Raw genomic sequence first — 12,654 nt, 5'->3', positions numbered from 1 at the left:
AATTATTCAAAGTAGGACTTATAGATGCAGATGGTCAGATGCTTAGATGGTCAGATGCTTAGATGCTCAGATAAAATAAATGTGTACCCTTGTCAGCACTAATAATTGGTATAACTTAAGAATTGGTATAACCTAAGAATTGGTAAAAGTACTGTATTAAGATTGGTAGAAGTACTGTATTAAGTATTCATACTGAGACTAAGCTCGACTTAATGGATTTACGATGGGCGATCATGGGCGATCGCAACTCCGTAAAACCCATAAGCATTAGGCTTTTTGACTCTTTCAAGGTTACTAAGATACCCGATAGGCAAAGAGTCTACCGCTCTGTTTAAGGAAGGCTTGAGAAGTCAGCTTCCCCCTACTCGTTTTTTTTATAAAATTTTGTTTCATTAGCTTGACAAAAATAAACAACAGCTGAAACTTTCTAATACCGACCATCGTGAATTAACAGGGTGAGCTCGGATGCCAGAAATTAAAATTCCAAAGGACGATGTTGAAATTCTGCCCATGAAGCTCTAACGGGGTGCATCTCATTGTCAGCCATGCAAAGCGCGAGTGGGGGAAACCACGGCAGTTGCTCATGGGGGAGACCCCCGCGTGAAGGCACTGCCTCCCCAAGACCGTAATGGTGCGTTTGACCCGTAATTAAATTCGCCACGGGTCGCACCTGAGGCATTGCTTTTGCAGTTTGACCTGGTGGTGCGTTACAGGACGCACTGTGCCAAAACTGGCGTGATTCTTGCGTCTTGGCGAGCCCGTCTGATCACGAACCTTACGCCACGTTTTTACAAATATGAGATGCACCCGCTCTAACGTTTGGCTGGGCCCACTCTCGGAAGGCAAGGGTCATGTGAGGTCAAAGGAGCAGTAGGCGCGAGGTTTGGTGTACAATTCCTAAGGATGCCTCTAGGTCAGGTATGGAATTGTAGTGCCAACTAAGCAGTTCTCGAGTCTTGAGGACATTGATATACGATGATACGGGGAACAAAGGCACCAAAGCCTTTGATGATTAAGGGAAGTGGTGTCAGGATCTGAAGCATTATTACCTACCTACAAGATCAGACCTCTTTCGGATAAGATCATAAAACCCCTAAAATCAGTAAGTACTGCTTGAGAGGTTATAGCTAAAAAGGCTGAGGAATATTTATATGAGCGAAATTTTCGATAAAGTTCAGGGAATCGTTTCAGAACAGTTGGACGTTGAGGCGAGCGAGGTTAAGCCAGAAGCAAGCTTTGCCAACGATCTGGGCGCTGACTCCTTAGACACAGTTGAATTGGTGATGGCCTTAGAAGAAGCTTTCGAGATCGAAATCCCTGATGAAGATGCGGAAAAGATCGATACTGTTGACAAGGCTGTGAAATACATTCAGGAAAAAGTAGGAGCTGGAGCAGAAACTCCAGCTTGATCAGCCTGATTCATTACCGCAAGTTCTGCGTTCACGGTCGATAAGCCTAGTTTTAATGGCATGATGACAAATTTTGATAAAAAACGGGTCGTTGTTACAGGTCTCGGTGCAATTACGCCGATAGGCAACACTGTGGCTGAGTACTGGGAAGGGTTATTAAACGGACGCAATGGTATTGGTTTAATTTCCTTATTTGATGCCTCCAAGCACGCTTGTCGTATTGCTGGCGAGGTGAAGGGCTTTGATCCCCATGACTACATGAAGCGTAAGGAAGCAAAGCGTATGGACCGCTTCGCTCAATTGGCGGTTTCTGCCAGTAAGCAAGCATTAGCTGATGCCCAGTTTGAGATCAATGACCTGAACGCAGAACAGGTCGGTGTAATGATTGGCACTGGCATCGGTGGTCTGAAGGTACTGGAAGACCAGGAAACAGTTCTTATTAAACGTGGACCTGACCGCTGTAGTCCGTTTATGATCCCGATGATGATTGCTAACATGGCAGCTGGTCAGACAGGAATTCATACGGGAGCCAAGGGACCCAATAGTTGCCCAGTTACTGCTTGTGCCGCAGGGTCTAATGCCGTAGGTGATGCGTTTCGCTTAATCCAGCGAGGCTATGCCCAAGCCATGATTTGTGGCGGTGCTGAAGCGGCGGTGACTCCCCTAGCAATGGCTGGGTTTGCATCAGCACGAGCTTTATCTACTCGTAACGATACCCCTGAGTCAGCTTGCTGTCCTTTTGATATCGCTCGCGATGGCTTCGTGATGGGAGAAGGTTCTGGGATTCTGATCCTAGAGGAACTAGAACACGCCCTCAGTCGTGGAGCAAAAATTTATGCCGAAATCGTTGGCTATGCCATGACCTGTGATGCCCATCACATCACATCCCCTGTACCAGGTGGTGAAGGAGCAGCCAGGGCTATAGCACTGACGATGAAGGATGCTGGGTTGACGGCCGAACAGGTTAGCTACATCAATGCCCACGGCACTAGCACACCTGCTAATGATAAAACCGAAACAGCAGCGATTAAAAAAGCTTTAGGAGACCATGCCTATAAAGTAGCAATTAGCTCCACCAAATCCATGACAGGTCATTTGTTGGGAGGGTCTGGTGGCATTGAAGCAGTGGCTTCAGTGATGGCAATTGCCCATGACCAGATTCCACCAACGATAAATTTGAACAACCCAGACCCTGAATGCGATTTGGATTACGTACCCAATTATAGTCGCCAGCAGATGGTAGAAGTAGTGCTATCCAATTCCTTCGGGTTCGGCGGTCATAATGTAACCCTAGCCTTCAAAAAATACCGGTAAAGTGGGAATAAAGTTTGAATGGTTAACGGCTTACTCCGTAGGAGAACCAAAAGGGTAGCCTTTATATTAGGGTAGGCATTGGGTGAAGGTAGCTCAAGGAAAAAACTAGTAGTTACAACTACTAGTTAATGATACTTACTGAGTAACCCATATTCCCACGCTTTATGGATTGTTTTCATCCTTGATGCTTGATCCTACCCTACAAGGGAAACTATCCGGCGAACATCCTTCATTCTGAGCCAATCCCTATCTCTTGCTGATTGATCCCGGTAATGGGATTATGAGAAAGTACCTTTGGGTCAACCGAGAGCCACCCTTGTTTGAACTCAGACAAATTCTTGTTAGACCATAGTACACACATATCCATTAAACAGAAATTATGGCCGTTGCAACCCAGTCTCTCGAAGAACTTTGCATCAATTCCATCCGCTTCTTGGCGATTGATGCTGTAGAAAAGGCCAAGTCTGGTCATCCTGGGCTGCCCATGGGGGCGGCTCCTATGGCATTCGTGCTTTGGGACCGTTTTATGCGGTATAACCCCAAAAATCCCAATTGGTTCAACCGCGATCGCTTCATCTTGTCGGCTGGTCATGGCTGTATGTTGCAATACGCCTTACTTTACCTAACTGGCTATGATGGTGTAAGCATAGACGCTCTTCAGCAGTTTCGCCAGTTGGGATCGGTGACACCTGGACACCCAGAAAACTTTGAAACCGATGGGGTTGAAGTAACTACTGGTCCATTGGGACAGGGAATTGCCAATGGTGTGGGTTTGGCAATGGCAGAAGCTCACTTAGCTGCTAGGTTCAACAAACCGGATGCTACCATTGTCGATCATTACACCTACGTCATTCTTGGTGATGGTTGCAACATGGAAGGGGTGTCTGGTGAAGCCTGTTCTTTAGCGGGTCACCTAGGACTTGGTAAACTCATCGCTCTCTACGATGACAACCATATTTCTATCGATGGCTCTACGGACTTAGCCTTTACTGAAGATGTGGGTAAGCGCTTTGAAGCGTATGGCTGGCACGTCCTACATGTAGAAAGTGGTAACACTGACCTTGAAGCTATCAATGATGCCATAGCAGCAGCCAAAGCCGTAACAGATAAGCCGTCTTTGATTAAGGTAACCACCACCATTGGCTATGGTTCTCCTAACAAAGCTAATTCACACGCTGTCCATGGTGCAGCTTTAGGTGGGGATGAAGTGGCGGCCACTCGCCAACACCTGGGATGGGAATATGAACCCTTTGTAGTTCCAGATGATGCTCTCAAACATTTACGGAAAGCTGTGGAACGGGGTACGGAAGCGGAAGCTGCCTGGAATCAAACCCTAGCTGATTACAAAGCAAAGTATCCTGAACAAGCAGCACAATTTGAGCAAATTACCAGTGGCCAACTCCCGGAAGGATGGGAAAAAGCCCTGCCCACCTACACGCCGGAAGACAAGGGAGTAGCAACCCGTAAACATTCTCAAGCCACTCTCAATGCACTCGCTCCCGTACTGCCTCAATTGATTGGTGGTTCCGCTGACCTTGCTCCCTCCAATCTCACTTTATTGAACATATCTGGGGATTTCCAGAAAGGGCAATATGAAAACCGGAACCTGCGCTTTGGCGTCCGGGAACATGGTATGGGAGCGATTTGCAATGGCATTGCCCTTCACAACTCTGGTTTGATTCCCTATGGAGCCACCTTCCTGATTTTCACCGACTATATGCGGGCAGCAATTCGCCTGTCGGCTCTATCAGAAGCTGGTGTAATTTGGGTAATGACCCACGACTCGGTAGCCTTAGGTGAAGATGGTCCGACACACCAACCGGTTGAAACCATTGCTTCCCTAAGGACTATACCAAATCTGGTAGTCCTTCGACCTGCTGATGGCAACGAAACCTCTGGGGCTTATAAGGTAGCTATTGAGCGTCGTAATGCTCCAACTCTGATCGCCTTTACCCGACAAGGTTTACCTAACCTAGCTGGTAGTTCCATTGAAGCCGCGACCAAAGGGGCTTACGTCCTCTCTGACAGCGATGGCACTCCTGACATTATCCTGATTGGTACTGGTAGCGAAGTGTCACTGTGTGTCCAAGGGGCTGAGAAGTTGCGAGAGGAAGGGAAGAAAGTCCGTGTTGTCTCTATGCCAAGCTGGGAACTTTTTGAAGCCCAGGATGAAGCCTATCGGGAATCCGTCTTGCCCAAAGCAGTGACCAAGCGCCTCGGGGTCGAAGCTGGTGTCAGCTTTGGTTGGTGCCGTTACTTGGGTACCGAGGGGGATATGATTAGCATTGATCGCTTTGGTGTTTCTGCTCCCGGTGGCGACGCTATGGAAAAGTTTGGTTACACGGTTGAAAATGTAGTCGCTAAAGCCAAAGCCTTGTTGGGATAATTAAACCAATAGAATCCCTAATTCTACCTAACTGAACGAGGGGAAACATTGCCATGGTCATGGAACGCCTACGACTAATGCTTGTTCTAGTGGCATAGGGAAAAAAGGGAGAGTTTCTCCTCTTCCTTTCTGCCACCACCAGGGCTATTTAATTTACCGTTGGGCCCCCCACAGAAGCCATTCTAGGCCAAGATCCAACTTGATAAACAAAGTCTGGGTTGTTATCTTCTAATGGTCCAACGCCAAGCACAGAGGCTATAAAATTTGTGGGATTAGTTTGTGTAGCCCAAGCATAAATTCTCCCTTAGGCCATTAGCCTTGGGGGTAAAGTCTAACCTTACCCCCAAGGCAGTATCAGTCCTGATGATGCCAACCTTGTATATTGGACTATCGCTAAGATATACTTGACTCAGCAAGTAGACCATGACAAGTCAAAATCTCATAGTCAAACAGATAAACACAGAAAGTGGTCATAACTATTTGCGTTTATCGGTTTTTGGGTAAACTCAGAATCTGTGCGCGACAATCTGGTACTGTAAGCGCCATGTTTCAAGACTCTTCCTACCCAAGCTAGCCCATGGGAAGTTTAAAAATCGCAGATGAATAGGCTACGGGTTATGCTGGAAGATATTAACTTTGAGACCTTTGAGACCATCCCTTAACCGTATTGACCTCGGATGCTGACTCAGTTGGCACACGAGTAGCCAAGGCGTTTTTAATGGGATTAGTAAAGTACCTTGGAGAACGTTGAACACGCTGGGCTAGTGTTAACAGCACATAGATTGTGATTAAGTAGCCAGTAGCTAGCAGGGGGATCATTAACGACATATCAATGTATAACATAAGAGTGAACAAGAGACAGGTAGATGCAAATTTCTAGAGAAATCTGCCGCAAAGCAATCCTAAAACCTTACAGTTCTAATGGTTTTAGGATCTGGTTGCGGATAATAAGGTATAGGATACAGGTATTTGGCGCAATTGACCCTAACCACCCTAGCCTAGGTAACTCCTGATCTTAAGGTGAGAATTATCTCGACTTAGGCTCCCGATTAGGCAACTCTTGGTGGTTATGTCTGCTTTACAAGTTTACTCAGTAGAGATACTGAGATATAGACGGGATAGAGAGGCTTGTCTTGCCTAAGCCAACATCTTTACTATGGTGGGATCACCGAATTTAACTCTCCCCTTACCACATTTGGAATTCAGTATGTTAAATCTTTTAAACCCTCAATTATCAGGATAGCACAAAAATCCTGGGTAGCCATACCGAGATCGGTACAGACTTAACAAGTCTATACAATTACTCATATTTCCTTCCAGTTATGCCATAAACTCAACAAAATTTTCCTATCGGGGACGGTTAGCTTAGAATTAAGAAAGAAATATGTAAACTTTCGTAACTAACTTCTGAGTCGGCTGATCACATGACCTCAGTGACCTCCCTTTTTGCTTCCGTAGAAGCAGATCTGTATCTATTGAGTGAAAACTTAAAAAACCTGATTGGTGCCAGTCACCCAATCTTATACGCTGCAGCTGAACACTTATTCGGAGCTGGGGGAAAACGGTTACGACCAGCCATTGTATTGTTGGTCTCACGGGCAACGATAACCAACTCCAACATTACCCCACGTCATCGACGTCTAGCAGAAATTACTGAGATGATTCACACCGCTTCTCTGGTCCATGATGACGTGATAGATGAGTCAGAGGTACGCCGCACCGTACCTACTGTTAATAGCTTGTTCAATAACCGAATCGCTGTGCTAGCTGGTGACTTTCTGTTTGGTCAATCGGCTTGGTATCTGGCTAATCTGGATAACTTAGAGGTAGTTAAGCTACTCTCTGAAGTGATTAAAGATATGGCAGAGGGAGAAATCCAACAAGGACTGAGTCGATTTGACACCACGACAACTATAGAAGGCTACTTGGCAAAGACTTATAACAAGACAGCTTCACTGATGGCTAATAGTGCTAAAGGAGCAGGATGTCTAAGTGGTGTTTCAGATCAGGTAGCCGAAAATTTATATCACTACGGACGTAATTTGGGGTTGGCGTTTCAGATTGTAGATGATATCCTAGACTTTACAGCATCGACAGATGTTTTAGGTAAGCCTGCAGGGTCAGATTTAGTAAGTGGAAACCTCACAGCACCAGTTTTATTTGCCCTCGAAGAAAAACCCTACCTAGAGGTGCTCATAGAGCGAGAGTTTGCCCAGCCGGAGGATAAAGAACAAGCCTTGGTAATGGTCACGGAGAGTAAAGGAATTCAGCGATCGCGGGAAATGGCTGCCAAATATGCTGAGGCAGCAGTTAAAAATATATCAGTGTTGAAACCCTCAGAATCCAAGCAAGCTCTTATTGATCTGAGCGACTATGTCTTGAGTCGCTTATACTAGAACCTCGGGGATTCTAGTATTAAGCATGGCTTGGCATGGGTAATGGGTAACTAGGTAATGGGTAATGGGTAACTAGGTAATCGGTAATGGCTCAGCAGTAATGGCTCAGCAGTAATTACAATTACCAATTATCTTTTTACCGATTACCGATTATTACTGAAATGCTTTATGGGTAAGCATTTTTAGCGCTAAACTCCAGATAAACTTGATTTATGCAATCAGCAACATAGACTGGGATCCCACTGATGCTGCCCCGATTACACTACCATTGGCTCCACCTTCTGGGTAGTCCATTCCCCCTCTATTGCTTATGCGATCGCGCCCCGCGTGACCTACGGTCAATCGCGTAGCGTGGCCCAAAAGCCAAGGCCAATCCCATTGCATTAATGGCATTGCATTATAGTTGCGAACGCGCCCCCCATGACCTACGGTCAATTGCGTAGCGTGGCCATTCGCCTAGCATGGCTCAAAGGCCAAGGCCAATCGCATCATGAGGGATTGATAGTCAACTTAAGCTTGAGTTGATAACTCTGCTCCATTGCTGGATGCAAGATTGACTTGTTTCACCTCATTTATTGCTTTGCGTCGTGCTTCGATAATTTGACCGATTTCACGGGCGAGACTTGGTGTACTTTCTATCATCTGATTAACCAGATCTGAATAAAGCGCAATAGTTTGCAAATCTTCCACAACGGTAACGGATACTGAGCTTGGTTTGCCGCTAAACAGTGCCATTTCGCCAAAAAACTCACCACTGGACAGAGTCATCACCTCCTGTTGTTCACCATCACTATTTTTGAGGGTGAGTACAGCTTTCCCAGCAATAATAATGTACAGAGCATGACCAGGATCCCCTTGACGAATCACGGTTTCTCCCACACCGAAATTTTGTAGGACTGCTCCTTTCGATAGATTCTCCAAGTTCTTGTGCTGTTTAGCTACAGGAACAAACACAGGCATTGACTTCAGGCTCTCGGTAAACTTTGTCAAAGTGCTATCTGCTTCGGATGGGTCACTATCGAGTTTACGGAGTCTATAGATCGGAATGGTTGGTCCAAGATTGTTGCGCTGGGCTGCATACCAGATACGGGTCATCAACTGTTCACGGATTCTGGGCGCATCCTTATAGTCTTCGATAGAAAACTTGACCTCATAGTTACCCCGATAGTCGTTATATTCCATGGTGCGGATCTCTGGGGAAGGATCACTCAATATCCCTTCTGTGGCCAGTGCTGTTTCTTTTAGTACTTGCTTAATTAGGTTGGGTGGATCATCACTGTCGAAGTCAATCCTAAACGTTTCTACATGAATCGGTTTCGGTTTGCTGTAATTGAGGACTATTTCTCCTCCAAGTACCCGATGGGGAATAATAATCATGTCACCGTCCCGGGTTACCAGGCGAACAGCTCGCCAATTCATATCAATGACCTGACCAACTTTGTCTCCAATCTGCAACCAATCACCGACTTCAAAGGGACGAGCAAACAGTAAGGCAACGCCAGAAAAGACGCTGCCCAGAGAGTCCTGAAGGGCCAAGCCGATCACAATAGAACCCACACCCAAGGCAGTAGCCAGACCAGCGAGGTCGGCTCCCCACACTCTCGATAGCACAATGGCACCACCAAGGGCTACCAAAAAAAATCTTGACAAATCTAGGAGTAGTTTTGGGATCCGTGCTCGCCATGTATTTTCTCCAGCGGCTTCAAACAACACCGAATTAATTAGAGACAGAGAGGCGTCTATAACAAATATCCAGACCAGGGTCTCGACAAGCTTGACAAGATTGTTTTCCAGGTCTAACTCAAGCACATTCTGGATAAATAGCAGGAATACTAAGACGGGTAAGACACGGTTACGAACTAGGCGGAGCGTAACTGCTAGAGGCTGACCGCGTCTTTGTAGACGATGAGTAATTTCTGTCAGAATAATTACTAGGATCGGGAACCCTATCCCTAAGGCTATAGCCCAGATAAACCAATCGTTTTGCCATATTACTTTGCTCATCAAAACAATCTCCTTGTCCCGTTCTTTTACTATCCCTTGAACAAGAGGGTTACCCCTCTTAAAAATTTTTCATACCCCACGAGATAATGCTCGCGTGGGGGTTCTAAATTTCGGGTATTATGGTAATCTTAAAATCAGGTAATCAAGTAGAGTTTTTTCAGTTACCAATTCCCCATTACCCTTGGGTCTTTAATAATTGGGCAAAACTGGGCAAAGCCCATGTCTACACTGTTGAAGCTACTAATTCTTGTGCAGTTTTTAACAACCAAGCTTTCTGCTGATTTTTGCCATTACGTGTGATGTCATCAGCCTCCTCAAAGTCGTAAATATCATGGAGACTATTATAGACATTTTGAGACACTAATATAGCTCCCCGTGGGCAGTCAAACATCAGCTTATTGGCAACATTGACTGTATCGCCCCAAACGTCGTAGACAACTTTTTCTCGACCTACAATACCAGCAACAATATCTCCGGAATGGATACCGATTTCAAGGTCTATGTCAAATCCTCGTTCATGACTGAATCGGTGGGTCAACGCCAGCATTTCTAAAGCAAAATCTAACGCCCGTTTTTGATGGTCTATATGTAATATTGATAATCCACAGACTGCCATATAATTGTCACCAATGGTTTTAATCTTCTCTATCCCGTATTTGGCGGTGGCTTGATCGAACAGACTTACTAGATCATTAAGAATTGCAATAACTTCATGGGTATCCATTGACCTAGAAAGCTGGCCGAATCCAGCAATGTCGCAGAACAAAACCGTAACATTAGAAACACTCTCAGCAATGTTTGTCTCTCCCCGTTTGAGACGTTTTGCTACGGAGTCGGGAAATACACTTGTGAGTAACTTTTCATTTTCGCGATTTTTCTGCTCGACTAGTTTAGTTTGAGTGCGTAAGCTGCCAACCATTTGATTAAATGACTCAGCTAACTCCCCAAATTCGTCTTCCGAGTTTATATTCACCACCGCATCAACTTGTCCATCCCTGACTTTTCGGGCGCTAGCAATTAAAGCTCTAACTGGTTGCACAAACAGATGGGCCAGCCCCATAGCGAGTAGGGTGATCAGCAGTATGATCAAGGCAGCTGAAACCAAAACTCTCTTTTGAAAGGCGTAAACTGGGGCATAGGCTTCGGCAAGATCCATCTCGGAGAGGATAACCCACTCCAATCCATCGATGTTTAAGGGAGCGTAGGAACTCAAAACTTCAACACCCCGATAATCATTGATAATTTGGGTACCTTCTTGCCCAGCTAAAGCTGCTTTTACAGCTTCTGTCTTGACTGGCTGTTGTAGAATTGATGTACCAAACTGCTCGATTCGTTTAAGGATCTGTTCCTTTACACCCTGTTCTCGCAAGGCTTTACTATAAGCTGTCGGGTCTTCAATCAGGAAACGGGAAACTGATCGCATCAGATAATCGTCTCCGACTAGATAGATCTCTCCTGTATCCCCGAGACCATTACTCTTCCATTTACGGTAACCTGTCATGACATTGTTAATCTGATTAACCGGAAGCTGGAATGCCAAAACACCTATAAATTTGGAGCCGTCATAGATCGGAGCAGCAATAAATGCTACTGGGGCTCCAAAAGAAGGACGGTAGGAATCAAAATCAAAGATCTGCACATAATCCTTTCCCTTGGCTTTTCGGAGGTCGCCTAAGGCGAATGCCAAGTTACTATCACTGTATGGTCCACTGGTGAGACTGGTGCCAAAGTCTGTTTCTTTAAAAACTGAGTAGACAATCTCACCGGTTTGAGGATCGATCAGCAACATATCCTGGTAACCAAACTTTTCAACAATGTTGCGAAAAATTGGATGGTAGCGGGTGTGAATACTACTGTACTCACTCTTGTCTTCTGGATCATCTAGGAGATGTTTCTCCCCAGCTGGGTTGGGGTTAGTAGCGATGTAATAGTACTGGAGGTAACGAGCTGCAGAGGTTTCTGGTAAGTAGGATTCTAATACAGGCTTGCCGTCGCTAGTTTCCGCTAGTTTGGTCAGAAATTCTTTACGGTAGTATTCCTTGAGGGTGTCGTCTAAATTAGTTGGTGTATCATTTGGTGTCCTAGATTCTTGCAGTTGGTTGTAGGCTGTCTTAAATTCCTGCATCGCCTCGACCACCATTAAGTTTTCACTTAGGGTCTGGGTCTGATAGCGAATATCTTCAAAGTATGATTCGATTTGATCTGCTTTGGAAGCTCGTAGACTGGTTAACTGGTTTGATACTGTTTTGCTCAGATGAGACTTACCACTCCGATAACCGATATAAGCAGTCACGAACAGCGAGCAAGTGCTCAGAGCCAGCAACATAAATATAAGTTTTGACCTGATACTCAAATTGTTGAGCAATCCCATGAACAGCCTCCCTGATCCCGAATTGTGAATGATAATGCCTGTTACCTTGTGTGATCCTCAATTGCCTCACTCCACACCTGAGAGACTATGGAATCTGATCTACTTTCTTCCTGCTCAGGAGTAGGTAAAGAGTTTGATAAAAAAACTCTCAGAATGTACGCAGTTGGAATCTTGGCTAGATATTAAGCTATGAAGGGACATTAACTATGGGGGGTTACACCCCCTACCATGGCGACAATTAATCATAACCTCAACAAGACTTGCGCAAAACTGGCTCCTAAACGCGCTAATCATGTAGGGTGCGTTAATAAGGCTCCCTACAGGGAAGGAATGCTTTAGTTCATTTGTACGGGGGAACTTCAGTTGAGAAAAAGTTCGCGGCAAGCACCAATACTATAGCTATGTTAAAAATGATTTAAGTTTCGATTTAGATCCTGGTAAATCTTCAATTATTGAGGGGGCGGGAAAATCGGCACCTACAAAATGCCTGGATTTTTCTGTGATTGATGAGGTTCTGAAGATTTCAGATCAACAAGCTATTTCTACTTGCCATCAACTGGTTAACGATGAAGGCTTGCTTGTTGGTGGCAGTAGTGGTCTCAACGTTTTTGCTGCTCAACTTATTGCCAATCGTTCAGATCAGAAACACGTCGTAGTTACTGTTCTCTGTGATAGCGGAATTAAATACCTATCTAAAATTTACAATAAAGAGTTTCTAAGCGTAAATGGTTTGCACCATATTGAAAGCTAGTAGGATCAATCCGACTGGGTTAT

Annotated in this window: 9 protein-coding genes; 5 read left to right on the top strand and 4 right to left on the bottom strand. The window is 45.2% G+C overall.

Features of this window, described 5'->3' with window-relative positions; all coding sequences use genetic code 11:
- The first annotated feature begins 1,151 nt into the window (after positions 1–1,151).
- From acpP to tkt, 3 genes are all read left to right on the top strand, one after another.
- Positions 1,152–1,409: an acyl carrier protein gene (gene acpP / locus BJP34_RS21285; protein WP_070394071.1), complete on the top strand. Its 258-nt coding sequence runs from the start codon at positions 1,152–1,154 to the stop codon at positions 1,407–1,409.
- Positions 1,410–1,472: 63 nt separating this feature from the next.
- Positions 1,473–2,723, top strand: a complete 1,251-nt coding sequence (fabF, locus tag BJP34_RS21280; protein WP_070396806.1) for a beta-ketoacyl-ACP synthase II — start codon at positions 1,473–1,475, stop codon at positions 2,721–2,723.
- A 379-nt stretch (positions 2,724–3,102) separates the two neighbouring features.
- Entirely contained in the window at positions 3,103–5,109 is a 2,007-nt protein-coding gene (gene tkt / locus BJP34_RS21275; RefSeq protein ID WP_070394070.1) for a transketolase, read from the top strand.
- A 630-nt stretch (positions 5,110–5,739) separates the two neighbouring features.
- On the opposite strand, the gene BJP34_RS21270 is transcribed toward tkt, so the two are convergent.
- A complete protein-coding gene (locus tag BJP34_RS21270) occupies positions 5,740–5,952 on the bottom strand; it encodes a hypothetical protein (protein ID WP_143727716.1) in 213 nt (70 codons plus the stop codon).
- A 581-nt stretch (positions 5,953–6,533) separates the two neighbouring features.
- Between BJP34_RS21270 and sds the strand changes: the two genes are divergently transcribed.
- Positions 6,534–7,505, top strand: a complete 972-nt coding sequence (gene sds / locus BJP34_RS21265) for a solanesyl diphosphate synthase (RefSeq protein ID WP_070394068.1) — start codon at positions 6,534–6,536, stop codon at positions 7,503–7,505.
- A 210-nt stretch (positions 7,506–7,715) separates the two neighbouring features.
- Here the strand turns inward: sds and BJP34_RS40510 are convergent, their stop codons facing one another.
- From BJP34_RS40510 to BJP34_RS21255, 3 genes are all read right to left on the bottom strand, one after another.
- Positions 7,716–7,898: a hypothetical protein gene (locus tag BJP34_RS40510; RefSeq protein ID WP_149031100.1), complete on the bottom strand. Its 183-nt coding sequence runs from the start codon at positions 7,896–7,898 to the stop codon at positions 7,716–7,718.
- 117 nt (positions 7,899–8,015) lie between these two features.
- Entirely contained in the window at positions 8,016–9,509 is a 1,494-nt protein-coding gene (locus BJP34_RS21260; RefSeq protein ID WP_070394067.1) for a mechanosensitive ion channel family protein, read from the bottom strand.
- Positions 9,510–9,732: 223 nt separating this feature from the next.
- Complete coding sequence (locus tag BJP34_RS21255) at positions 9,733–11,880, bottom strand: adenylate/guanylate cyclase domain-containing protein (RefSeq protein WP_070394066.1); 2,148 nt, start codon at positions 11,878–11,880, stop codon at positions 9,733–9,735.
- 448 nt (positions 11,881–12,328) lie between these two features.
- On the opposite strand from BJP34_RS21255, the gene BJP34_RS21250 reads away from it, so the two are divergent.
- Complete coding sequence (locus BJP34_RS21250; protein ID WP_083305288.1) at positions 12,329–12,631, top strand: pyridoxal-phosphate dependent enzyme; 303 nt, start codon at positions 12,329–12,331, stop codon at positions 12,629–12,631.
- Positions 12,632–12,654: the final 23 nt, after the last annotated feature.

Origin of the sequence: Moorena producens PAL-8-15-08-1 (genome assembly GCF_001767235.1) — a bacterium.
GTDB classification, from domain to species: Bacteria; Cyanobacteriota; Cyanobacteriia; order Cyanobacteriales; family Coleofasciculaceae; genus Moorena; species Moorena producens_A.
Note: the sequence above shows the minus strand (reverse complement) of the source record. Positions and strands in the feature narration are given on the sequence as shown.